19 protein-coding genes are annotated in these 23,068 nt (G+C 64.1%); 8 read left to right on the top strand and 11 right to left on the bottom strand.

The features are described 5' to 3' along the window. Nucleotides 1-60 precede the first annotated feature (60 nt). A complete protein-coding gene (locus ACETPF_RS06420; RefSeq protein ID WP_373933509.1) occupies nt 61-537 on the bottom strand; it encodes a MarR family winged helix-turn-helix transcriptional regulator in 477 nt (158 codons plus the stop codon). An 80-nt stretch (nt 538-617) separates the two neighbouring features. On the opposite strand from ACETPF_RS06420, the gene hmgA reads away from it, so the two are divergent. Beyond that, nucleotides 618-1,910, top strand: coding sequence for a homogentisate 1,2-dioxygenase (gene hmgA, locus ACETPF_RS06415; RefSeq protein ID WP_373933508.1), 1,293 nt, complete (start codon nt 618-620; stop codon nt 1,908-1,910). Further along, entirely contained in the window at nt 1,907-3,193 is a 1,287-nt protein-coding gene (fahA, locus tag ACETPF_RS06410) for a fumarylacetoacetase (protein ID WP_373933507.1), read from the top strand. The genes hmgA and fahA overlap by 4 nt, the downstream gene beginning before the upstream one ends. 8 nt (nt 3,194-3,201) lie before the next feature. Here fahA and maiA read toward each other — a convergent pair whose 3' ends face one another. Next, nucleotides 3,202-3,837, bottom strand: a complete 636-nt coding sequence (maiA, locus tag ACETPF_RS06405; protein ID WP_373933506.1) for a maleylacetoacetate isomerase — start codon at nt 3,835-3,837, stop codon at nt 3,202-3,204. Nucleotides 3,838-4,237: 400 nt separating this feature from the next. Between maiA and ACETPF_RS06400 the strand changes: the two genes are divergently transcribed. From ACETPF_RS06400 to ACETPF_RS06385, 4 genes are read left to right on the top strand one after another with little or no spacing between them, the layout of a single operon-like run. Beyond that, nucleotides 4,238-7,639 carry a response regulator gene (locus ACETPF_RS06400; protein ID WP_373933505.1) on the top strand — a complete coding sequence of 1,134 codons (3,402 nt, stop codon included), beginning with the start codon at nt 4,238-4,240 and terminating at the stop codon, nt 7,637-7,639. A gap of 3 nt (nt 7,640-7,642) precedes the next feature. Next, on the top strand, nt 7,643-8,476 hold the full coding sequence (locus ACETPF_RS06395) for a CheR family methyltransferase (protein WP_373933504.1): 834 nt from the start codon (nt 7,643-7,645) through the stop codon (nt 8,474-8,476). Further along, nucleotides 8,473-9,048 carry a chemotaxis protein CheB gene (locus tag ACETPF_RS06390; RefSeq protein ID WP_373933503.1) on the top strand — a complete coding sequence of 192 codons (576 nt, stop codon included), beginning with the start codon at nt 8,473-8,475 and terminating at the stop codon, nt 9,046-9,048. The genes ACETPF_RS06395 and ACETPF_RS06390 overlap by 4 nt, the downstream gene beginning before the upstream one ends. Continuing rightward, nucleotides 9,045-10,202, top strand: a complete 1,158-nt coding sequence (locus tag ACETPF_RS06385; protein WP_373933502.1) for a hybrid sensor histidine kinase/response regulator — start codon at nt 9,045-9,047, stop codon at nt 10,200-10,202. The genes ACETPF_RS06390 and ACETPF_RS06385 overlap by 4 nt, the downstream gene beginning before the upstream one ends. Here the strand turns inward: ACETPF_RS06385 and ACETPF_RS06380 are convergent. Beyond that, nucleotides 10,162-11,826 (bottom strand): glycosyltransferase family 39 protein, encoded by a 1,665-nt coding sequence (locus tag ACETPF_RS06380; protein WP_373933501.1) that lies wholly within the window; start codon nt 11,824-11,826, stop codon nt 10,162-10,164. The genes ACETPF_RS06385 and ACETPF_RS06380 overlap by 41 nt on opposite strands. Nucleotides 11,827-11,852: 26 nt before the next feature. Between ACETPF_RS06380 and rfbF the strand changes: the two genes are divergently transcribed. Continuing rightward, entirely contained in the window at nt 11,853-12,626 is a 774-nt protein-coding gene (rfbF, locus tag ACETPF_RS06375) for a glucose-1-phosphate cytidylyltransferase (RefSeq protein ID WP_373933500.1), read from the top strand. Continuing rightward, the gene (gene rfbG, locus ACETPF_RS06370; RefSeq protein ID WP_373933499.1) at nt 12,611-13,705 is read left to right on the top strand and encodes a CDP-glucose 4,6-dehydratase; all 1,095 of its coding nucleotides are present in this window, start codon (nt 12,611-12,613) and stop codon (nt 13,703-13,705) included. The genes rfbF and rfbG overlap by 16 nt, the downstream gene beginning before the upstream one ends. On the opposite strand, the gene ACETPF_RS06365 is transcribed toward rfbG, so the two are convergent. The 8 genes from ACETPF_RS06365 to ACETPF_RS06330 are packed head-to-tail and all read right to left on the bottom strand — an operon-like array spanning nt 13,690 to nt 23,065. Beyond that, complete coding sequence (locus ACETPF_RS06365) at nt 13,690-14,610, bottom strand: class I SAM-dependent methyltransferase (protein WP_373933498.1); 921 nt, start codon at nt 14,608-14,610, stop codon at nt 13,690-13,692. The two genes, rfbG and ACETPF_RS06365, sit on opposite strands and share 16 nt — an antisense overlap. A gap of 4 nt (nt 14,611-14,614) precedes the next feature. Then, a complete protein-coding gene (locus ACETPF_RS06360) occupies nt 14,615-15,022 on the bottom strand; it encodes a GtrA family protein (protein WP_373933497.1) in 408 nt (135 codons plus the stop codon). Beyond that, nucleotides 15,019-16,848 (bottom strand): thiamine pyrophosphate-binding protein, encoded by a 1,830-nt coding sequence (locus ACETPF_RS06355; RefSeq protein ID WP_373933496.1) that lies wholly within the window; start codon nt 16,846-16,848, stop codon nt 15,019-15,021. The genes ACETPF_RS06360 and ACETPF_RS06355 overlap by 4 nt, the downstream gene beginning before the upstream one ends. After that, complete coding sequence (locus ACETPF_RS06350) at nt 16,836-17,819, bottom strand: NAD-dependent epimerase/dehydratase family protein (RefSeq protein ID WP_373933495.1); 984 nt, start codon at nt 17,817-17,819, stop codon at nt 16,836-16,838. Before ACETPF_RS06350 ends, ACETPF_RS06355 begins: the two co-directional genes overlap by 13 nt. 23 nt (nt 17,820-17,842) lie before the next feature. Next, a complete protein-coding gene (locus ACETPF_RS06345; RefSeq protein WP_373933494.1) occupies nt 17,843-19,141 on the bottom strand; it encodes a hypothetical protein in 1,299 nt (432 codons plus the stop codon). Further along, a complete protein-coding gene (locus ACETPF_RS06340) occupies nt 19,138-20,073 on the bottom strand; it encodes a glycosyltransferase family 2 protein (RefSeq protein WP_373933493.1) in 936 nt (311 codons plus the stop codon). The genes ACETPF_RS06345 and ACETPF_RS06340 overlap by 4 nt, the downstream gene beginning before the upstream one ends. Further along, on the bottom strand, nt 20,070-21,155 hold the full coding sequence (locus ACETPF_RS06335; RefSeq protein WP_373933492.1) for a capsule biosynthesis protein: 1,086 nt from the start codon (nt 21,153-21,155) through the stop codon (nt 20,070-20,072). The genes ACETPF_RS06340 and ACETPF_RS06335 overlap by 4 nt, the downstream gene beginning before the upstream one ends. Nucleotides 21,156-21,181: 26 nt before the next feature. Then, nucleotides 21,182-23,065: an SLBB domain-containing protein gene (locus tag ACETPF_RS06330; RefSeq protein WP_373933491.1), complete on the bottom strand. Its 1,884-nt coding sequence runs from the start codon at nt 23,063-23,065 to the stop codon at nt 21,182-21,184. Nucleotides 23,066-23,068: the final 3 nt, after the last annotated feature.

Here is a 23,068-nt window from a genome sequence, read left to right as displayed (position 1 = left end):
CGTGCCTGCTACGTCGAATCAGATTTTCACGAGCTTGGGAATCCCCCGCGTGAGTCAGCCTCAACGCACCTTAGTATAACCCTTCATCCCGCCGATCTGCCACAACGCCGCCGCATCGATCCGGCCGAGCAGGTCGCGAAGGCGGTCGATCTCGTCGGGAGACAACGACCCTGCGATGCGCCTTTCAAGATCGAGCGCCACGGGTGCAATCCGGTCGAACAGCGATCGGCCGGCCGGCGAGAGGCGGAGGTTCAGCACGCGGCGGTCATCGGCGCTCGCATCTCGCTGGAGCAATCCCTTGCCGTGCAAGGCTGTCGCCGCCCGGCTGACCGTTACCTTGTCCATCCGCGATCGATGGCCGACTTCCTGCTGCGATATGCCGGGCCGTTCCGCGACATGCGCCAGCACCCGCCATTCTGGAATGGTAAGGCCGAACGTCGACCGATAGGCGTTTGTCACCAGTTCGCTGAGAAGCGCTGCGGTGTAAGACAAGCGATAAGGCAGGAAGGCTTCGAGCTTCAGGACTTTATCCGTCATAACCATTGGTAACATTTGACACTGTCCCCAGCAAGGCGCAGGAAGACGCAAAGGTTTCAAATGTTACGACTGGAGAGAAGATGACGTCGCATCCAGCCTCCTATCTCACTGGCTTTGGCGGTCATTTCTCGACGGAGGCGATCTCCGGCGCTCTGCCGGTCGGCCGTAATTCGCCGCAAAGGCCGCCATTCGGCCTCTATGCCGAGCAGCTGTCCGGCACCGCTTTCACTGCCCCGCGCGCTGAAAATCGTCGTAGCTGGCTTTATCGGCTGAGGCCCACAGCGCAGCATGGACCCTTCGAGCCTTATGCGGACGCCACATTATTTTCATCCAACGCGCCCGATACGCCTCTGCCCCCTAACCGGCTGCGTTGGGGACCGATCGAAGATAGCGCGCCCGGCACCGATTGGGTCGATTCCATGTCTAGCATGATGCGCAATGGGTCGCCCGATCATATGTCTGGCGTGGCGATACACCTTTATGCGGCCAACAGAGGCATGACCGAACGGGCCTTTTGCAACGCGGATGGCGAACTGCTTTTCATTCCCCAGAAGGGCGCGCTGTTGCTGCTCACCGAATTGGGGCAATTGGCAGTGCCGGTCGGGCATATCGCGGTCGTGCCGCGCGGTGTCCGCTTCCGGGTGATGCTGCCGGAGGGCGCCGCAAAAGGCTACGTCGCCGAAAATTATGGCGCTCTCTTCCGCCTGCCCGAGCTTGGACCGATCGGATCGAACGGCCTGGCCAATCCCCGCGATTTCGAGACGCCCGTCGCCTGGTTCGAGGATCGCGACGAACCGTTCGAATTGGTGCAGAAATCGCTGGGCGTGTTGTGGCGCACAATGCTGGATCATTCACCGCTCGACGTGGTCGCGTGGCACGGCAACCTTGCCCCCTACCGCTACGCGCTGGCGCGGTTCAACACGATCAATACCGTCAGCTTCGACCATCCCGATCCCTCGATTTTCACCGTTCTGACCTCACCGTCCGACACGCCGGGCCGAGCGAACGCTGATTTTGTGATCTTCCCGCCGCGTTGGATGGTTGCGGAGGATACATTCCGCCCGCCCTGGTTCCACCGCAACATCATGAGCGAGGCGATGGGCCTGATCCACGGCGCCTATGACGCAAAGGCGGATGGCTTCGTGCCCGGGGGACTCAGCCTCCATAATCTTATGGCGGGCCATGGCCCCGACCAGGCGACCTGGGAAGCGGCGAGCCAGGCTGAATTGAAGCCGCATAAGATAGAAGCGACCATGGCCTTCATGGTCGAAAGCTGCTGGCCCTACCGATTGACCGACTACGCCCTGGCCCGCGCTCAGCCCGATTATGACGCTGTCTGGAACGGATTTAAGAAAGCGACACTGCCCCAATGAGCGCCATCATCGACGAAACCCATGATCCTGCCCTTCGCAGCTGGGTCGCCAGCGCCAACAGCCATCCCGATTTCCCGATGCAGAACTTGCCTTTGGGTGTTTTTGCGCCTGCTGGCGGTGAAAAACGCATCGGGGCGGCGATCGGCGATCAAATCCTCGATCTGCGCGCCGTCCGCGATCTGCTCCCGCCAGCTACGGCCATGGCGCTGGCGTCGGACAGTCTCAACGCGTTTTTCGCGCTTGCCGCCGAAGACCGCCGTGCGCTCCGCCGCAGCCTGTCGCGCCTGCTCAGCGATGCTGAGCCGCGCCGGTCCGTGGCGCAGGCGCTTCATGGTGCCGCCGCCTGCACGCTGCATATGCCCGCGCGGATCGGCGACTATTCGGACTTCTACGTCGGCATCAATCATGCCCGCAATGTCGGGTCGATGCTCCGTCCCGGCAATCCGCTGATGCCCAACTATAAATGGGTGCCGATCGGCTATCATGGCCGCGCCTCCTCCATCTGTCTGTCGGGCGAGCCGGTGCGCCGCCCCCATGGACAGGTCAAGGCGCCCGATCAGGATGCGCCGACGTTCGCTCCCTCGCGCCGGCTCGATTTCGAGCTGGAGATGGGCGTCTGGATCGGCCCCGGCAACGCGCTCGGCCAGCCGATCCCGATCGCGGAGGCCGCCGATCATGTGGCGGGCTTCTGCCTGCTCAACGACTGGTCCGCCCGCGACATTCAGGCGTGGGAATATCAGCCACTCGGCCCTTTCCTCGCGAAGAATTTCCATTCGACCATCTCGCCGTGGATCATCACCGCCGAAGCGCTTGCTCCGTTCCGGGTGGCGCAGCCTCCGCGGCCGGAAGGCGATCCGAAGCCGCTCGATTATCTCTGGAACGAAGACGATCAGGCCACCGGAGCGCTCAATGTCGACCTGGAGGTTCATATTCTCTCCGCCGCGATGCGCACGCAGGCGTTGCCGCCGCACCGGATCAGCAACGGATCGGCGACGTCAATGTACTGGACCCCTGCGCAGATTGTCGCGCATCACAGTTCCAACGGCTGCAACCTCCAGCCGGGCGATCTGCTGGGCACCGGCACCATTTCCGGCCTGACGCAGGATAGCTGCGGCAGCTTGTTCGAGATGAGCCAGGCGGGCAAGACGCCCATCCGCCTCCCTGACGGGGCTGAACGCGCCTTCGTTGAGGACGGGGACGAGATCATCCTGTCCGCCCGCGCGCGCGCCGACGGATTTGTATCGATCGGCTTTGGAACCTGCCGCGCCGAGATACGCGGGTAGGCAATCGCCTACTCCGCATCTGGCTGATTTTCCGGCGCGGCGTCGCGGAAGGCGGGCAAGGCGAGGCAGGCGCGCTCCGCCTCCAGGATGCGCGGCCAGACAACATCCACCCCAAAACGCCGGGCGTTGAAGAGCTGCGGCACGAGGCAGATGTCCGCCAGCGTGACCCGGTTCCCAAAGCAAAATGGGCCCGGCTGCGCTGCGATCAGCACGTTGAATGCCTCAAGGCCGTCGCGATTGACCTCTGCGGCCCAGGCCGTCACCTTATCCTGCGGCAGGCCATGTTGCTTGAGACGTTCGAGCACTTTGAGATTCTGCACCGGATGCAGGTCGCAGGCAATCAGTTGCGCCGCTGCGCGAACCCTGGCTCGAGCGATGGGATCGGCGGGCAGCAGTGGCGGCTCGGGAAACCGCTCATCCAGATGGTCGCAGATCGCCAGGCTCTGTGTCAGCGTGACGCCGTCGATCTCCAGCGCCGGCACCAACCCCTGCGGGTTCAGCCCGAGATAGCCAGGCGCGCGCTGCTCGCCCTTGCGAAGATGATGGGCGACATTGGTGTAGGCCAAGCCCTTGAGATTGAGCGCTATCCGCACTCGGTATGAGGTGCTCGAACGGAAATAGCCATGCAGGACGATGTCGGTCATGGAAGGGCCTGCTCCGGTCTAATATGGCATATTGCGGTATCTTTCCTCCTTTCCGGGAACAGAGCAATCCCTCTTCCCAGACGCCGGCGCGTGCGGCGCGAAACGGCGGCCAGCATGAAAATTCGCGTGGACCCAAATTTCTCTGGAACTTTTCGCGAGATCAGCATTTTCCCTGCTTAGTGCCCGTCTGGGCAAGGGGGGTCGTTTTTCACCGCTCCGTCGTGAGTGGCGCAAGGCGCCGATACGGAGACCATTAGGTGACAGTGGCAAAGGCCGCGAGAGCGGGGCAAACCCCGACAGCAAACAATGACAACAACCTCCGCCGCAGCCAAATGCTCTGCGCTCGGCGCTCTGCGCGTTCGTCAATCCGCCAGACCAGCGACAAAGGACGAGCACAGCTTTGAGCGCCCAGTCCTTGAGCGCGCGCCTCTGGTCGATCGCGGGTCTGACGCTCGGCCTCCTTTTCTTCTTCCTGAGCGGCGCAACCGCATATCGCAACATAGAGACGCTTGGCGCCAGCAACGAGGCGATCCGGCATACCCATATGGTGCTGATCGCGCTCGACGATCTTCTCTCCGCGACACAGGACGCCGAAGCGGGCCAGCGCGGCTATCTGCTGACCGGCGCGGACAATTATCTCGAACCCTATCGCAGCGCCACGGCGGCGGTCGGAGAGAAGTTCGACACGGTGCGGAATCTGACCCGCGACAATCCGACGCAACAGGCCAATCTGGTGCTGTTGCGCCGCCATATCGACGCCAAGCTGGCGGAACTGCGCCAGACGATCGACCTGCGCCGTGCCCAGGGATTCAGCGCGGCGCTCGCCATCGTTGCGACGGATCGCGGCAAGGTCGAAATGGACGCCATCCGCGCCCAGATCACGACCATGGCGCAGGAGGAAGGGCGGCTGCGCCAGCTACGCATCGAGGAGATGAACGCCGCTTCGCGCAACGCGATAATGAGCGCGATCGTCTCGGCGCTTCTTGGCGCCGTCCTTACCGTCGCTATCTTCATCCTGCTGCGCCGCGCCCATCGTGCGCGGGCGCGGCAGGTCTGGTTGCAAGCGGGACAGGTGGGCTTGGCCGATGCAATGCGCGGCGACAAGTCGGTGGAGGATGTGTCGCAGGCGATCCTGGGCTTCTTTTCCTCCTACCTCGGCGCGCGCGCCGGCGCCGTGTTCAAGGGCGAGCAGGGCCATTTCAACCGTACCGCCACTCTGGGCGTGCTGGACGAGGCCGATGTGCCGGCATCCTTTGCGCTTGGGCAGGGGTTGCTGGGACAGGTGGCCACCGAGGGACGCCCGACTCTGTTGCACGACATACCCGATGGCTATCTCAGCATCGGCTCGGCGCTGGGCCGCGACAAACCCCGCCACCTGCTGATTCTGCCCGCCAAGGCGGACGAGGTGGTGAATGCCGTGCTGGAACTGGGATTCTTCGACCCGGTCAGCCCGCTGCATCTCGACCTGCTCGATCAGTCGGCCGCCGCGATCGGCATTGCTCTCCGCTCGGCGCGCTTCCGTATGCGGCTTCAGGACGCGCTGGAGGAGACCCGGCGGCAGGCCGGCGAACTCCAGGCGCAGAGCGAAGAACTGCGTGTCTCTAATGAGGAGTTGGAAGAACAGGGCCGTGCGCTCAAGGAATCGCAGGTTCGCCTTGAGCAGCAACAGGTCGAGCTGGAACAGACCAACAGCCAGCTCGAAGAGCAGGCGCAGACGCTCGAAGCGCAACGTGACAATCTGGAGCGGGCGAGCGCGGCGCTGGAAACGAAGGCGCGCGAGCTGGAGCAGGCGAGCCAGTATAAGTCCGATTTTCTCGCCAACATGTCGCACGAATTGCGGACGCCGCTCAATTCGCTGCTGATCCTGTCCAAGCTGCTGGGCGACAATCCGGAAGGCACGCTGACCCCAGACCAGGTCAAATATGCCCGCACGATCGAATCCTCGGGCAACGACCTGCTCACGCTCATCAACGACATCCTCGACCTGTCGAAGATCGAGGCGGGACATGTGACGATCCAGCCGGAACTTCTGTCGGTGCAGCGGCTGACCGGCGACCTCCGCCAGCTGTTTCAGCCGGTTGCCGACGAACGGGGCCTTGCGTTCGAAGTCGATGTCGCTGGCGACGTGCCCGCCAAGTTCGAATCCGATCGCATGCGGCTGGAGCAGATTCTGAAGAATCTCCTCTCCAACGCTTTCAAATTCACAGAACGTGGACACGTGCGTCTGGCCCTGTCGCGACCGGATGCCAATCATCTCGCGCTTGAAGTGTCGGACTCCGGCATCGGCATATCGCCCGAACAGCAGGAAAGCATCTTCGCCGCCTTCCATCAGGCGGACAGCACGATCAGCCGCCGCTATGGCGGCACCGGCCTTGGCCTTTCCATCTCGCGCGAGCTGGCGCGCTTGCTCGGCGGCCGGATCGGGCTGGTGAGCGAGCAGGGCAAGGGCAGCCGGTTCACATTGGTCGTGCCGATCGCCTATGACGCCACCGCCGTCCCGCCACCGGAAGCAGCGCAACCCTCGCTACCGCCCTCATCCAAGCAAGCGGAACCCTCGCAGAACATATCGGCCGACTGGCCGGCCGACGACGACCGCGACTCGCTCGCCGAGGGCCGCCGCCTTCTGCTCGTGATCGAGGACGACCAAGTCTTTGCCTCGATCGTCCGTGACCTGTCGCGCGACCTGGGATTTCAGTGCATCATCGCCGGCACGGCAGAGGAGGCCATCCAGCTTGCCCGCAGTTTCAAGCCAAGCGCCGTCGTGCTCGATCTTGGCCTGCCGGACCAGTCCGGTCTCACCGTGCTCGATCGATTGAAGCATGACGACGATACGCGGCATATCCCTATCCATGTCGTGTCCGCCGCCGATCACAGTCAGACCGCGCTGGCGCTCGGAGCGATCGGCTATTTCACCAAGCCCGTGCGGCGCGAGCAGCTGGCCGATGTGCTCGAAAGCCTTCAAGCAAAGCTCGAAACCCGAATGCGCCGCGTTCTCATCGTCGAGGACGATGCCGTCCAGCGCGACGCCATCGGCCGGCTGCTCCAGTCGGGCGATGTCGAGACGGTGGGCGTGGGCACGGCGGCCGAATGCCTCGAACAACTGCGCCAGCACAGCTATGACTGCATGGTGCTCGATCTGTCGCTGCCCGACGCCTCGGGCTACAGCCTGCTCGAAACGCTGAGCGAGGAGGGGGATCACGGCTTCCCGCCGGTCATCGTCTATACCGGCCGCGATCTGTCGAGCGCCGACGAACAGCGCCTGCGCCGCTATTCCAGCTCGATCATCATCAAGGGCGCGAAGTCGCCCGAGCGGCTGCTAGACGAAGTATCGCTCTTCCTGCACCGGGTCGTGTCCGAGTTGCCGACCGAGCAGCGCAAGCTGATCGAAAAAGCGCGGCATCGCGATGCGGCGCTGGAGGGGCGCCGCATCCTCATCGTCGAGGATGATGTGCGGAACGTCTATTCGCTGACCAGCGTGCTGGAGCCGCGCGGCGCCATCGTCCAGATCGCGCGCAACGGGCAAGAGGCGATTGAGGCGCTGGATGCGTCCGCCGCCGATCCGGGCAAGCGGATCGACCTCGTCCTCATGGACGTGATGATGCCGGTGATGGACGGGCTGACCGCCACTCGTACGATCCGGCACGACCCGCGCTGGCAGTCGCTCTCCATCGTCATGCTGACCGCCAAGGCGATGCCCGACGACCAGCAACGTTGCCTGGAGGCGGGCGCGAACGACTATATGGCAAAGCCCATCGATGTGGATAAACTACTCTCCCTCGTCCGCGTTTGGATGCCACGCTGAGCCATGGATCAAGTGACAGCGCCCGTCGAGGATATCGAGATCGAATTGCTGCTGGAGGCGATCTACCGGCGCTATCATTACGACTTCCGCCATTATGCGCGCGCCTCGATCAAACGGCGGCTGCTTCAGGCGCGAGGGCAGCTGGGTTTCGAGAGCATCTCCGCGATGCAGGAGAGGTTGCTCCATGATCCGGCGATGCTGTCTCGGTTGCTCAACTATCTCACCGTGCAGGTGAGCGAGATGTTCCGCGACCCGTCCTATTTCCGTGCCTTGCGCGAGAAGGTGATCCCGCATCTCAAAACCTACCCCTCGCTCAAGGTCTGGGTCGCGGGATGCAGCCATGGCGAGGAGCTTTATTCACTCGCCATCCTGTTCCGCGAGGAGGGGCTGGACAACCGTACCATCTTCTACGCGACCGACATCAACCCGGAGGCGCTGAAGGCGGCGGAGGCGGGGGTCTATCCGCTCAACGAAATACGAAAATTCACCGAGAACCACCAGAAATCGGGCGCGCGCACGTCGCTGTCGAATTATTATACCGCCGATTATGGCCGCGCCATATTCGACAAAAGCCTGCGCGCGCATGTGGTCTTTTCCGACCACAGCCTCGTGACCGACGCCGTCTTCGCCGAAGTCCACCTCATATCCTGTCGCAACGTCCTGATCTATTTCGATCGGGCGTTGCAGGACCGGGCGCTCGGTCTGTTCCGGGACTCGCTGGCGCGCAAGGGCTTTCTTGGGCTGGGCTCGAAGGAAAGCCTGAGGTTTTCCAGCCATGCCGACGCCTTCGCCGATTTCGTGCAGGAAGAAAAAATCTACCAGAGGCGCGAGCCATGACGGCGGCGGCAATCGAGGCCGTGGCGATCGGCGCTTCGGCGGGCGCGGTGCAGGCGCTGCTGCATGTCCTGCCGCCCTTGCCGCAGGCTTTCGCCGTGCCCATCCTCATCGTCGTCCATGTCCCCCCCGATCGTGGCAATGCACTCGTTGCCCTGTTTCAGGACCGTTGCCGTCTGCCCGTCAAGGAAGCCGAGGACAAGGAACCGGTCTCTGCCGGCACCATCTATTTCGCGCCATCCGACTATCATCTACTGGTCGAGGCCGATCGGACGGTGGCCCTGTCGTGTGACGAGCCGATCAACCATAGCCGCCCGGCAATCGATGCTCTGCTGGAAACTGCCGCCGACGCCTATGGAGCCTCCCTCGCTGCGATCATCCTGACCGGCGCCAATCAGGATGGGGCGGCCGGGTTGCGTGCCGTGGCGGCCGCCGGCGGCGTTGCCATCGTGCAGGAACCCGCCACGGCTGAAATGCCCGCGATGCCGGCGGCGGCGCTTGCTGCTTGTCCAGCTGCGCGAACGATGACGCTCGACGCTATTTCTTCCTACCTCATGGGACTACCGGCCCGATGACGTGCGACGCCCCTCCCATCGAGTTCCTTCTGGTCGACGATCTCGACGAAAATCTGCTCGCGCTCGAAGCGCTGCTGCGGCGCGACGGGCTGCATTGCCTCAAGGCGCGATCGGGCGAGGAGGCGTTGGAGTTGCTGCTGGTGCACGACGTCGCGCTGGCGCTGCTGGACGTGCAGATGCCCGGCATGGACGGATTCGAACTGGCGGAGTTCATGCGTGGCCATGCGCGCGCACGGCATATCCCGATCATATTCCTGACCGCCGGCAGCGCCGATCGCCAGCGGCGCTTCCGCGGCTACGAAGCCGGCGCCGTCGATTTCATTCAGAAGCCGATCGACGCCGACATCTTACGCTCCAAGACCAACGTCTTTTTCGACCTCTATGAACAGCGCCGCCAGATCGTTGCGCAGCGCGACGAGCTGGCGAGTCTGGCACAGGAATTGGCAGGCGCACACCAACGCAAGAATGAGTTTCTCGCCATCTTGGGCCACGAATTGCGAAACCCGATCATGGCGCTGGGCGCGGGGCTTCACCTGCTCGAACGCCGCGAGGGGACAGAGGCCGCGCGCGACATAAGGCAGCGGATGGATCGCCATGTCCATCATCTCTCGCGCCTTGTTGAGGATCTGCTAGACATCGCCCGCATCGACCAGGGCAAGATATCGCTGCGCCAGGACCGGATCGTGCTTCAGGACGCCCTCGCCTTTGCGGTGGAGGCGAGCCAGCCGACAATCGACGCTGGCGGCCATTCGCTGACGATCGACATGCCGGAGGAGCCGGTCTGGATCGAGGCGGACCATAGCCGCATCGCCCAGGTGGTCAGCAATCTCCTCAACAACGCCGCCAAATATACCCCCCCTGGCGGCGCGGTGCGTCTGACACTGCGCGCGGACGGCGATTGCGCCGACATCGAGGTCGCCGATAGCGGCATCGGCATCCCGCCGGACATGCAGGAGCGGATTTTCGATCTGTTCGCGCAAGTGCGCCCCGGCGACGGCGCGTCTCAGGACGGGCTTGGCATCGGGCTTGCTCTGGTAAAACAACTGGTGGCGCTGCACGGCGGCGACATCCGCCTCAAATCCAGCAATCCTGGCGAGGGCAGCGTCTTCGCCGTCACCCTGCCGTTGCCGGTCGAAGGCGGACCACCCGTGTGACGGGTCCGCCGATCCGCCCCGGTTGCGGCCTGACGACGAGTAAAGTGCGCCCGCCCCGCAGCAGCCGCTGATAGGGGATCAACTGCTCCGGGAAGCGTTCCGCCTCGTTTCGGTATCGGTCATAATGGGTGATGATGGCGATGTCGGCGCGGCACCCTGCCAGCCTCTCGGATGCGACATTGCCCACATCCACGATTGCCTTGCCGGATCGTTCCTTGCCGATTTGCTGATATTTCGGCTTGGCCCCCAATATCAGTCGGACATTGACGCAGCCGGCATAGCCGAGCGGGAAGAGCACTGCGCCCGGCCGGTTGAGCAGGTCGAACGACGCATCCTCGATCAGAAGCGACGCCTGTGGCGGCACATGCTGCTGTACCCATCGGCTAGCGATCTGGCGCGTGTCATGCGCCCGCATGGTCGTCCGAAGCATGGTCGCGTGCAGCATCGGCAAAAGCAGGAGCGCTATCGCGCCGGCAAACGCCGCCGGTCGCCACGCCGGCCGCAGCCATTCGATCGCCCCATTCAGCCCGACCGCCACCGCGAGCGCAATCCAAGGCAGCACCGGGACGGTCCAGCGCTCCCAGATCAGCGCCTGCACGGCAATGCCCAGCAGGAACAGCAGCGCGCCGGGAAGCCCGGCAATGCCAAGTATGCGCGCGCGCAACGGGATGAGAACCAGCCCGATCGCAGCCAGCGCCGTACCAACGACGCCAAAGCCCGAGAGCAGCACATGCCGCCCGTACCAGAGAAGATTCTGCGCGAATCCGCCGCCGGTCGACCCCGGATGGACCGGACGCGCCTCGCCGCTGAGGTCGCGCACCACCGTCGCATGGTCGAGCAGCAGATAGGGCGACGCGGCCACCAACGCGATCAGCGCGACGGCCGGCACGATCGGCAACAGCAGCAGGGTTCGCCGCCACCCAGCCTCCCGCCACCGCAGCAGCACCGCGCCCGCGCCATTGATCGCAAACAGCATCGCCGGCCATTTGGTCGCGCCGCCAAGGCCGACGAACAGCCCTGCCAGCACGAGGTCGCGCACCGCGCCGGAGCGTGCGGCCCGCATCGCATGGAGGCTGCTCCACAGCATGAACAGGCTGGCCAGCATGTCGGTGCGGATGACCTGCGACAATTCGACATGGAGACCGTTACAGCCGAGCAGCGCCGCCGCGATGAGGCCCACCCTTGGCCCCACCGCCTCGCGCCCGATCCGCCAGGTCAGCCAGATGCAGCCGACCCCGGTCATCAGGATGAACACGCGCATCGGCAGGATTACAATCGACGGGTCGGCATAGACGGCCGATGCGAAGCCCGCCGCGCCGGGCCACAGGTGCAGGACTGTACCGACCCAGCCGACCGCCACCAAGATCAGCGCCAGGGCGTAGAAGAGCATGGTCGCGGGATGGCCGAACCATTCGGGGTTGAGCCGATGTTCGCGCAGCATGTCGAGCGCGTTCATCACGAACAGCGGCTCATCGGGATCATTGAGCGCCGGCAGGCCGAAGTCGATATGCCACAATCGCAGCCCAACCGACAGAATTAGGATGGCGACCAGCGCCAGCTTTTCGTATCTCCCGGCGCGCGCGGGCTTTCCTGGACGGAATAAGCGGGCTAGCTCCGTCTGCATGCAAGACACCTGTTCCGGGAGGATTAATGCGTACTGTGATTTTGGCCGGCGGCCTTGGCAGCCGGCTCGGTGAGGAAACGGCGGTCCGGCCCAAGCCCATGGTCGAGATCGGCGGTATGCCGATCCTGTGGCACATCATGAAAATCTATTCGGCGGCGGGCCTCAATGACTTTGTGATTTGCCTTGGTTACAAGGGTTATCTGATCAAGGAATATTTCGCCAACTATTTCCTTCACACCGCCGACGTGACCATCGATCTGCGGAGCGGTAATGGCATGGAAATCCATCATACCCGCAGCGAACCGTGGCGCATCACGCTGGTGGAAACGGGCGCTACCACGATGACGGGCGGGCGTCTGGCGGCAATCCGGCCCTATCTGGAACCGGGTGAGCCCTTCTGCTTCACCTATGGCGACGGGGTGGCGGATATCGATGTGGCTGATCTGGTGCGCTTTCATCAGTCCCATGGACGGCGCGCGACGATCACCTCCGTCACCCCGCCGGGCCGCTTTGGCTCGCTGGAGTTTGATGGCGACAAGGTCGTGGCCTTCAAAGAGAAGCCTGCCGGCGACGGCGGGCAGATCAACGGCGGCTTCTTCGTCGCCGACCCGAGCGTACTCGATCTGGTCGACGGTCCGGAAACCGTGTGGGAAGCCGGCCCGCTGGAGGCGTTGGCCGCCAGTGGCGACCTGATGGGCTATCGTCATGACGGCTTCTGGCACCCCATGGACACACTGCGCGACAAGATGCATCTAGATCAACTCTGGCAATCGGGAGAAGCGCCGTGGAAGCGCTGGTGACCCCCGCCTGGGCAGGTCGCCGCGTTCTCGTCACCGGCGACAGCGGCTTCAAGGGGAGCTGGCTCGCGCTTTGGCTCTGTGCGATGGGCGCGAAGGTCACGGGCTTCTCCCTGCCTCCGCCGAGCGACCCCAGCCTGTTCGACGCGGCGCGACTCGGCGAGTTGATCGACCATGTGGAAGGCGACGTGCGCGATCCCGCCGCCGTGCGCGCAGCAGTCGAGAAGGCGCAGCCGGAAGTCATCTTCCACCTCGCCGCGCAGCCGCTCGTCCGGCTGTCCTACGAACAGCCGATCGAAACCTATGCCGCCAATGTGATGGGCACCGTCCATCTGCTGGAGGCAGCGCGGCAGGTCGGCGGGGTCGCCGGCATCGTCTGCGTCACCAGCGACAAATGCTACGAGAACCGGGAATGGGATTGGCCCTATCGGGAAAATGACCCGATGGGTGGCCACGATCCCTATAGCAGCAGCAAGGGTTGCGCCGAACTGGTCGTGTCGGCTTGGCGGCGCTCCTATTTTCAGGAAAGCGGCCCGGCGCTCGCGTCGGTGCGCGCGGGTAATGTCATCGGCGGCGGCGACTGGGCGGCCGACCGCCTCGTCCCTGATCTGGTCCGCGCCTTCGAAGCTGGCGTGCCGCCGCTCATCCGCTCGCCCGGATCGGTGCGCCCCTGGCAGCATGTGCTGGAGGCGCTGGGCGGCTATCTGATGATCGCGGAGCGGTTGCTGGCGGGCGAGCGGCGCTTTGCCGACGCCTGGAATTTCGGCCCAGCGGACGAGGATGCGCGCCCAGTGAGCTGGATCGTCGACCGGATGCGCGCCGCCTGGAGCGACGGCGCCGCGCCGCCGACCCTAGACGAAGGGCCGCGCCCGCACGAGGCGGGGCTGCTGCGGCTCGATTGCTCGCGCGCCCGCGCGGCGCTCGGCTGGCAGCCTGCGCTGCGGTTGGCGCAAACCATCGACTGGATCGTCGACTGGCACAAACGGGTCGGCGGGGGAGAGGACGCACGCACTGTGACGCTGGAGCAGATTGCAGCCTACAGCGCGCTGGCGGGCCGCGCGCCGGTTCAGCTCCCCGCCTGAGCCAAAGTCAATATATTGCCGAGGCGCAGCCCGATCGCGCGCCTCGGCAGCGGCACCCATTCGGGCAGCGACATGCCTGCCGCCTGCGCCGCTTGGCGCGCCAGGAAGGCGATCGGGAAATGATTGGTGCTGGCGCTGACATCCACCTTGCCGAAGCCCGCATGGACGAGCAGCCGCTCGATGGTCTCGGGATTGTAGAGCAACGGATGCTGAAGGCAAAAGGGCGGCCAGCGGCGGCCGAGCGCGCGACGCAGCAGCGATCCTTCATTATGGGTGACGATCAGCAATCGGCCGCCGGGTGTCAGCTTGGCCGCAATCGTCTTGAGCATCGCCAGCGGATCGAGCAGATGGTCGAGCACATGGATCATCACCGCCAGCGACACGCTTCCGTCGGGAACCGGCGACAGATCGGTCATGTCGGTCAGGATGGTCGAGGGCCGGTCGCCCGCCGCCGTGCGGAGGGAGTCATGCACCGCCCGGTTGGGCTCGAACAGCCAGAAATGCTCGAAACCGCCATGCTCGACAGCCTGTCCCACCAGATGGCCGACATCCGGCCCGATCTCCAGATAATCGCCGGTCGGGAGCTTCTGGTTGGCCGCCGCTGCGAAATAGCCGCGCTGGGTATCCGATATCGCGGTTTCGGTGACCAGCTCCATATTGGGCGGCATGTTGCTGTAGAGGTCGGCGAGTTGGCTGTCGTCGAAGAAGACCGGATTGTAGAGCAGGGCACATTGCGCGCAGCGCTTGTACGGGAAAAAATGCTTTTCCTTATGCAGGCCATACCAGTAGGAGCGCAGCTGATCGACCGTCTTGGCCTCGACATCATCGGGACAGGCAACTTCGGTCGTTCCGGCGCGCGACCCACAGGAGGGGCAAGCGCGATCGCGCAGCGCCGGTAACGTCATAGTTTCAACCCCCCTGCCTAAACGTAATGCGGCTGTGCCAGAACCAGCTGCCGATCACCAATAATAGCGAAAAGGCGAATTGGGCAAGAGTGGGAGAAAGCCCGCCCGCTTCGACCAGTAACGGCAAGGCGCCCCAGTTGATCGCATAGTTGAAAAGATAATAGCTCGAGAAAGCGGCAAACTCTCGCAGGAGATTGCCTCGGGTGCGAAACACCCCAAGCTTGTATGTCGTAAACGCGAAACACAGGCAGATCGCCTGCGCGATCAGCAGGCCCAGCATGTAGCGCGTCTGAAGCAGCGGAAAGACGAACAGCAACAGCGGATAGAGGCCAAGCCCGAACGCGGTGTTGAGCCCCCCTGCGATCAGGAAGCGCAGGGGACGACCTTCGGCCTTCAAGGCGGCTGTCCTCACGATTCGTCCATCAGCGGGATCGCCATGTTCTCGCGCAATACCTCGCGCGGAAGGAAGGGGGACAGGTCTTCCAGCGCTGGGGACGTGATGCGGCCATCGGGATGCACCTTCGCCCCCAGTTTCGGCGCGAAGGACACATGCTCGTCGACGATGATTTCGCAAAGCGAAGGGCCAGGCGCGGCGAGCGTGTCGGCGATCGCTTGGCTAAGGTCGTTATGACCCTCGGCACGATGGTAAGAAAAACCGAACGCAGCCGACACCTTGGCAAAATCGGGAAAGGTAACGTTGCTCTTCGGGCCGCCGCCCACCTCGACTCCGTTGAAGAAATTACGGTGCGTCTGGAAGATCGAGACATATCCGGCGTTGTTGATCAGGAATATCTTCACCGGCAGGCCATAGCCCGCGATCGTCTGCATCTCCTGGATGTTCATCATGATGCTGCCGTCGCCGGCGATGCAGATGACTCGGCGGTCAGGTCCGATCGCGGCGCTCACCCCGATCGCGGCGGGCAGGTCGTAACCCATCGTAGCGCAGCCGGAATTGGTCCAGAGCCGCTGCCCTTGCTTCAGATGCGCCGACTGGAAGCTGACGACGCAGGCGCTGCCATTGCCGGTGACGACGATGTCGTCGTCATCCAGCGCTTTGAACAGTGCGTCCATCGCGACGTAGGGATGGTTGGCCGGGCCATGCTCATGATATTCGGGCAGAACCGTGGGGAAGCGAGCGACCCGCTCGCGCGCCCATTCCAGCCAGCCGCGATGCTGCTCGGTCGGCCCGGCATAGTCCTGCTCCAGCATCGCCGGGATCAGATCGGCGAGATCGGCGACAACCGGCAGGTCAGGCTGGACCGTTGGCTTCCGCAATTCCAGCGGGTCGATATCGACCCAGATCTTGAACGCCTCCCGCGCGAAGCTCTGCCAATTGTAGCTTACCTGGCGGATGTTGAGCCTGCTGCCGAGTACCAGCAGAAGGTCGGCGCTTTGCGTCACCATGTTGCCACCACGATCGCCCACGGTGCCAGGACGGCCGGCATAGAGCGGATGGTCGTTCCACAGCACGTCATGCGCGTTCCAGCCGGTGACGACCGGAACCCCCAGCCGCTCGACCAGCGCGATGAACTCGCGATGCATCCCCGACAAGCGCACGCCCCCGCCGGCAAAAACGACGGGCCGCTCCGCCTTTTGCAGCCGATCGAGGATGTCGCGGGCAATCGGGCCAAGGTCGGCGTCGAGCCAGGGCCGTTCCAATTCGGCGGGATCGAAGCCGGGCAGCGTTTCGGGATCGATCTTGGCCGCCTGCACGTCCAGCGGAATGTCGATCCATACTGGACCGGGCCGACCCTTGGTCGCGAGATAGAGCGCCTTTTCCAGATGATAGCGGATCGACTGGATATCGTTCACCATCACCGCATATTTGGTGACCGGGCGGACCAGTTCTTCGATATCGAGTTCCTGATCGCCCAGCTGGCGCAGCGGCAAGCCGCTCGACCGCACCGTCGTCTCGCGCTTCACCTGGCCCGAAATCACCAGCATCGGGATGGAATCGACATAGGCGCCATAAACGCCGGTGATCGCGTTGGTGCCGCCGGGACCGGAGGTGACGTTGACCACCGCCGGCTTGTTGGTCAGCCGCGCATAGGCCTCCGCCGCCATCGACAACGCCTGCTCATGATGGGTGAAGAGCGTCTTGAGCTTGGGATGCGTACCGATGCTGTGGTTGAGGTGCATTGCGCCGCCGCCCGTCAGCATGAATATCTGCTCGATGCCATGGTCGGCCAGCCAGTGGGCGAGCCAGTCGGAAAGTTTCACTTGAGTCATGGTTTCCATCCGTTGGAAGCTGCGGTGCGGCGAATCGCCTCGTCAAGATCGACGGTGGCGGCGACGCCAAGTTGTTCTCGGATCAGCGCGGTCGAGGGCACATAGCGTCCGGGGTTCCAGCCCGGATCGGGCCGCCCCAGGATGCGGACGTCGGGCGCGCCGAGCAGTCGCGCGGTACGGCGGGCGAGGTCGGCGATCGACACCGCTTCCTCGGACCCTACATTATAAGCGCCGCCCTTTTCGCCCAGCGCGAGCAGGGTCCACATCCAGACCGCCAGGTCGGCAGCGTAGAGATAGGATCGCACCGCCTGCCCCGATCCCTGCACTTCGATGGCGCGACCGGCCATCGCGTCGCGGATGAAATTACCCGCCGCGAAATGGGTATCGAGCGACAGGAGCGGCCCGAGCAGCGCGAAGATGCGCGCGGTTACCACGCCGACCCCGAACTGGTGGGCATAGATGGTACACAGCGTCTCGGCTGCCCTCTTCCCTTCGGCATAGGCGGATTTGGGATCACGCACCGAAGGTCCGCCGATCCAGTCCTCGGCGACATGGCTGATGTCCCAGGGCTGCACACCATAGACCGCGCCCGAACTCATGAACAACATCCGCGCCTGCCGCTCATGCGCGAGGTCGAGCATTGCGCGGGTGCCGTCCAATATGGTGTCGAACATGCGGCGGGGGTCGGTCGCGGTCAATTGCGCGCTGGCATCGGTCGCGCCATGGATGATGTGGGTGAAATCTCCTGCCGGCGACGGGCAGCTTTGAATGTCGCCGCGCAGAAAGCCGAAGCGATCGGCCAGATGCGGCGCGCGCGCCGCGAACCCCGCCGGATCGCGGCTTAGCAGCGTCACCTCGACATTCACCGGCGCGCGGGCAAGCGCCTCCAGCATCCAGCGGCCGATGAAGCCGGTGCCCCCGGTGAAGAAGATGCGCGCACCATCGAGCCGCGCCCAGATCGGGGCGAGTGCAGCGTCCATTGCAAGGAGGTCGGCGGAAGATATCATGCGGGCATAAGTCCCAGGCTGGGGCGATGCTGGTGATGGGCGCGGATGACTCGTGTTATCGTGTCAAAGGCCAGCGCCCACAATATGACGACCATCAAACCGGGACGGATGAAATGGCCATAGGCAAGGCCGAAACTGGGCGTCACGGGCCGTCCACTCAGCCAGCCATTGGTCTTAATCTCCAATATGGTCGAAATCGGCACGTCTCCCACCAGGCACAGAAGATAGGCGCTGACGATTGCGATCTTCGGCCCCCACCCCTCCCATTTTTCCAGCATAACCAGGAAAAGCACGAAAATCTGGGTATAACCACCCGGCGACTGGGTGACCAGATAGGCGCCGAGCAGCAGCAACGCCAATCTGGAATGGCTAGACGCGCGGGGCTGCAACCAAATGCCGGCCAGCGCGCACAGGGCGACGATCTGGCTCATCCTGATGAGCAGCGGCACCGCAAACTCTACGCCTTCGACCAGTTGCGAGGGCACGAAGTCCAGCAGCGGCAGGGGCGATGCCTTGCGGATGGTGAGCAGCGGCGCATAGCTGGTCGCGTAATTGACCTCATTCCACACCTGCCCGCTCTGAAAGATGATCCAGTCGACCGTGTTCGTCGCCAGATCGCCCGGCGTGCCCGATCCGACGAAGGCGAGAGTCACAAGATATACCGCAATGGTGGCAAGTCCGGCCCATTCCAGAGACCGCCACTTGCGCCGCACCAGCCATGCCATCGCGGGGAGCAGCAGATAGGGCTTGAAATTGATCGTCACCGCCGCGGCGACCGCGCGGACCAGTCGTGATCGCACCAGCGGATCATGCGCCAGGATGAAGGCGGGCATCGCGACCAGGATCAGGTTACCGCGCTCCAGCGTAAACAGCAAAGGCAGGCCCAGCCCCATCGCCACGGTGCGCGGCAGCGCGCTCGCCGGATCGTTGCGGCGAAAGGCGATCCATAACAGGATGATATTGGCAAGGTATGAGAGCCCGATCGCCGTCAGGCTCAGCCAGTCGCAATCACGCGCTGCGAAGGGCGACGACACATAGCAGCCGGGCAGGGTAAAAATATCAAGGAAAACAAATGACAATGGCGGATAGATCGTCTTCCAGACATCATAGGCGCCCGGCCGATTCGCCCAATAGGCGGTGTTGAACCAGTCCATGAACGTGTCGTTGGTATCCATGACGAAAGGCTGGGGTAGGAAGCCGTTCGTCCTGAAGGCCGCGACACACCAAGCCAGGCTGGCGACGACCGCCATCGCCAGCGCATATTCGATCACAAGGGCGCTTGCCCGGCGGGTCATGCCGGCTCCGCGAAGTTCAACCGTTCCTCTTCGATCACCAGCGGCACGCCGCGCGTCCGCTCGGCGATCAGGCGCAACTGATCGCCGATCAGGCCAATGAACAGCAGCAGTGTCGCAAACATGCCCGCGCCCAAAGTAAGAGCAACAAGAGGCCAGACCGGGCCATCCACGAAAAGCGCCACTATGGTCGCCAGCAGCAGGGCGACGGCGGCCAACGCGACCCAGACCGACAGCAATATCGGGACGCGCAGCAACTTCTTCGCCGATCCTGCAAGACCCGACAGGGCAAAGGACAGGAGCTGGCGAATGCCGTTCTTGGTTTCGCCAGCCGCGCGCTCTGGCCGATCGAAGGGAATGAGCGCCAGCGAAAAGCCGCTTTCCACGACCATTCCCCGGAAGAAGGGCTCGGGCTCGTTCCAGCGCTTGAGCTCCTCCACTACAGCGCGGTCGAACAGGCCAAAGCCGGTGGCGTTGGGGATAATCGGATAATCGGCCACTCGACCCAGCAGCCCATAGCCCACACGTCGCGCCAGCCCGAGCAGCAGCGATGCGCGCTCCTGTCGCCGCTGCGCCAGCACGATCTTCGCGCCGCCGCGCCACAACCGCAGGAACTCGCCGATCATTGCCGGCGGATCCTGGAAGTCGGCGCACATTCCAATCACGGCCTGCCCCCGCGCCTGATAGACGCCATGGGTGGGGGAGCGCATCTGGCCATAGTTGCGATTGTTGAAAATCGCCCGGACCTTGGGATTTTCGGCGCAGATCTCGCGGATGATCGTGCGCGTCGCGTCGATCGATCGATTGTCGATCAGGATGATCTCGTAGCTTGCCGCATGGGCTTCCGCCTCGGCGGCGACAGCGGCGCATATGCCCCGGACATTCTCCTCCTCATTATAGCAGGGAATGACGATCGACAGTTCAGGCGCGTTCATCGCTCGTCGTTCCGGGGCGAAAGAAGTGGCAGGCGGATACCGGTCGAGGGCGCATAGATCTCGGTGAAGAAGGCAAGCAAAAGGATCAGCGCCAGCACCGCCACGGCGGGAATGTTGAACTTGCGATCAATGTCGAGCCGGGGCGCTTCGACCAGTTGCGCGTCGGACGCGGTCTCGGCCGCCAATGCTTCCACAGCAACTTCTTCGGACGAGCGGGAATAGACTTCGTACAGCGCCTGCGCGAACCGATAATCGCGATAAAGGTCGAGATAGCGGCCGGACACCTCGGACAGGCCGGCGACATTGGGGCCAGCGGCCCCCGTGCGCGGCGCGGCGCTGCTGGCGATCTGCGCGCGGAGCGACCCGATCTCCGATTGCAGTGCCTTCAGTTCCGGATTTTCATCGCCCTGAAACTGGCGCGCCGTCTGATATTCTACCAGCTTGGCCTGCAACTGCGCCTGCAACCCGGCGCGCAGCGACAATTCGGCCCCCAGTTGCGCTTCGGGCGCAGCGAGATTGTTGTTGCGGCGAAAGGCGTTCAGCGCCGCTTCGGCCCGTCCGACCCGCTCGGCTGCCTCGCGAAAACGCTTCTCGACCACGCTGCGCTTGCGGAGCACGCGCTCATTGCCCAGGCGGTTGAGCCGATCGGTGATGGCGCCCACATAGGCTTTGGCAAGCCTCTGCGCCTCCTCGGGATCATGGGTGCGCGCTTCGACTTCGATGATGCCGCCGATGAGCGAATGAACATCGACCTTCCGCTTCAGCGCCTTCGCGGCGGCGGTCGGTGATCCATAGGCATCCGGCGCATCCAGCTTGAGCGAGCGGATGACGATGTCCCGAACCTCTCCCGTTCGAGCGACCGCGAGATACAGGTCGATCGGCTGCTTCGCGCCGCCCAGCAGCGAGGCGAAGCTGCCAATCTGGCCCCCCAGGGCATTGATCATCGAATTGATGCCGATGCTGCTGCTGTCCTGCGGCACGATCTTGGCGCGGGCGACATAGGGTTGCGGCACGACGCAGAACAACGCCGCGACCGCCGCTGCGGCAGCATAACCAATCCGGCGGCGGCGCGCGTCGGCCACCCATCGCTTTGATCGCCCGACCAGGCTCATTTCACCACCGCCGCGACCGATGCCGCACCGATCACTCCGCCGAACAGGCTGGAGCTGATATCCCGCAATCGCGCCCAGAACTCGCCACGATCGGCGTTGACAGGAATGAAGACAAGATCGCCGGGCAGGGCGCTGGCCCTGAGGGTCGATCGTCCGTTCGCGATCACCGTGCCATTCGCGCGCACGACGAAAATCTCGCTCTTGTCGCCCAGCTTCTGGATGCCGCCCGCGCTTTTGACGAAGTCGCCGATCGTGCGGCCGCTGTCATAGGCGAAGGAGGCAGGCGTCGGCACGGCCCCGAACACGCCGACCGTCACTGGCCGTGTCGGCACATAGACGCTGTCGTTATTTTCCACGATCAGGTCGCCAGGCAGTTGAGCGGCGCTGACCGGCAGATCGAAGACCAGGCGCCCCGTCGGCTCGCGTGTCTGCATCTGCGCCACCACCGACTGGATCAGCTGCCGGTTGCCCTCGGTCGCGAGCTGCGCCCGGTTCACCGATACGAGCGGCTGGGTACTGAGCAACAGCTCCATATCCTTGACGGCGCGGTCGAAGCTCTCTTTCTGCTGCGCCTTCACGCTCTGCCGCGTGATGACGCTGGCATAGGGGAAGGCATCGCGAGTGAGCCCGCCCGCCTGGGCGACCACATCGGACAACCGCGTGCCCGGCGCGACATAGTAACGGCCCGGTTTGGCGACCTCGCCGCTCAGCGTGATGAGCACCGGCTGCGTCCCGATCGGGCGGGCGATGCCAATGTCGGACAGGACGCGGATCACATCACCGCGCTGGGCGACGCGGTCTCGGGCCTCGGCGGGTGCCAGTTCCTGCCAGCCAAGCTCGCGTCGGCCGAGCGAGTCGAACAGCAGCAGCCGCGTGGCGTCCGCCACCGAAGACGTGCCGCCGGCATAGCGCAATGCTGTCTCCACCGTCTCGTTGGGGCCAACCTCGTAGATCGCCTCGCGATTGACGCTGCCGATCACCGCGACCAGCGCGCCAGTCGGCGCGATATGGATGACATCGCCATTCTGGAGCGCCGCATCACCGCCCTTGTCGCCGCGCAGCAACAGGTCATACAAGTCGAAGTCGGAGACCAAGGCGCCGTTGCGCCGCAGCTGGATCGACCGGAAGCTGCCCCCCGCGCTCGGCCCGCCCGCCGCCAGCACGGCGTTCACCAGCGTCGAAAGGCTGTTGACCGTATAAGCGCCGGGCCGCTCGGCAAAGCCGGTGACATAGACGGTCAGTCCCTTCAGCCGCGCGATCGAGACCTGAAGGTCGAAATCGCGGAACTGGCGCGAAACCTGCCGCGCAATTGCCTCGCGTACGTCGCCGTAGCGCACCCCCGCCACGCTCACCGGCCCGACCTTGGGCACGAAGATGCGGCCTTCGCTGTCGATCGTCAGCACGACGCCATTCGCCTGGACGCTGCCCGACAGGTCGATCCGTAGCCGGTCGCCTGGGTTGAGCCGATAGTCGTCGGGCACCGCGGTCGTGGATGGGGCGGTGAAATCGCGGCTCTCGGGGACGAGCATGTCCGATCCGAAGCGTCGCAACGGCTTGCCAACGATGTCCGAAACATAGGACTCGAACTCGTTGGGCGGGGCGACACGCACGGGCTTGGGCGGTTCGGGCCGCTCTGTCGCCTGCGTGTCGGGCCACAACGTCGGCGCCGCCAGGGTGGCGGGCTGCGGCGTGCTGATGACGGCCGGCTCGAAGCCTGTACCGGGCACTGCCACGTCGGATCGTGCGCGGCTGGAGCCTGCGCTGTCATCGCTGCGGGTGGACCCATTCAGCGGCGGCGTCAATTGCGCCTGCGCCGGCAGCGCGCCGCATAAGAGGGAGAGGGCCGCACCGGACCCCAGAAGCAAGCGTGGAGAAATCATGAA

This window comes from Sphingobium agrisoli (assembly GCF_041877245.1).
In the GTDB taxonomy this organism is placed as follows: domain Bacteria; phylum Pseudomonadota; class Alphaproteobacteria; order Sphingomonadales; family Sphingomonadaceae; genus Sphingobium.
Note: the sequence above shows the minus strand (reverse complement) of the source record. Positions and strands in the feature narration are given on the sequence as shown.

What these genes read in the sequence shown, in the direction of transcription:
- ACETPF_RS06365 (WP_373933498.1), bottom strand. Translation starts at nt 14,610, where the DNA reads ATGACGTTACCGGCGCTGCGCGATCGCGCTTGCCCCTCCTGTGGGTCG.
- ACETPF_RS06355 (WP_373933496.1), bottom strand. Translation starts at nt 16,848, where the DNA reads ATGGAAACCATGACTCAAGTGAAACTTTCCGACTGGCTCGCCCACTGG.
- fahA (WP_373933507.1), top strand. Translation starts at nt 1,907, where the DNA reads ATGAGCGCCATCATCGACGAAACCCATGATCCTGCCCTTCGCAGCTGG.
- ACETPF_RS06390 (WP_373933503.1), top strand. Translation starts at nt 8,473, where the DNA reads ATGACGGCGGCGGCAATCGAGGCCGTGGCGATCGGCGCTTCGGCGGGC.
- hmgA (WP_373933508.1), top strand. Translation starts at nt 618, where the DNA reads ATGACGTCGCATCCAGCCTCCTATCTCACTGGCTTTGGCGGTCATTTC.
- ACETPF_RS06395 (WP_373933504.1), top strand. Translation starts at nt 7,643, where the DNA reads ATGGATCAAGTGACAGCGCCCGTCGAGGATATCGAGATCGAATTGCTG.
- ACETPF_RS06420 (WP_373933509.1), bottom strand. Translation starts at nt 537, where the DNA reads ATGACGGATAAAGTCCTGAAGCTCGAAGCCTTCCTGCCTTATCGCTTG.
- ACETPF_RS06345 (WP_373933494.1), bottom strand. Translation starts at nt 19,141, where the DNA reads ATGACCCGCCGGGCAAGCGCCCTTGTGATCGAATATGCGCTGGCGATG.
- ACETPF_RS06330 (WP_373933491.1), bottom strand. Translation starts at nt 23,065, where the DNA reads ATGATTTCTCCACGCTTGCTTCTGGGGTCCGGTGCGGCCCTCTCCCTC.
- ACETPF_RS06380 (WP_373933501.1), bottom strand. Translation starts at nt 11,826, where the DNA reads ATGCAGACGGAGCTAGCCCGCTTATTCCGTCCAGGAAAGCCCGCGCGC.
- ACETPF_RS06385 (WP_373933502.1), top strand. Translation starts at nt 9,045, where the DNA reads ATGACGTGCGACGCCCCTCCCATCGAGTTCCTTCTGGTCGACGATCTC.
- ACETPF_RS06340 (WP_373933493.1), bottom strand. Translation starts at nt 20,073, where the DNA reads ATGAACGCGCCTGAACTGTCGATCGTCATTCCCTGCTATAATGAGGAG.
- rfbF (WP_373933500.1), top strand. Translation starts at nt 11,853, where the DNA reads ATGCGTACTGTGATTTTGGCCGGCGGCCTTGGCAGCCGGCTCGGTGAG.
- maiA (WP_373933506.1), bottom strand. Translation starts at nt 3,837, where the DNA reads ATGACCGACATCGTCCTGCATGGCTATTTCCGTTCGAGCACCTCATAC.
- ACETPF_RS06350 (WP_373933495.1), bottom strand. Translation starts at nt 17,819, where the DNA reads ATGGACGCTGCACTCGCCCCGATCTGGGCGCGGCTCGATGGTGCGCGC.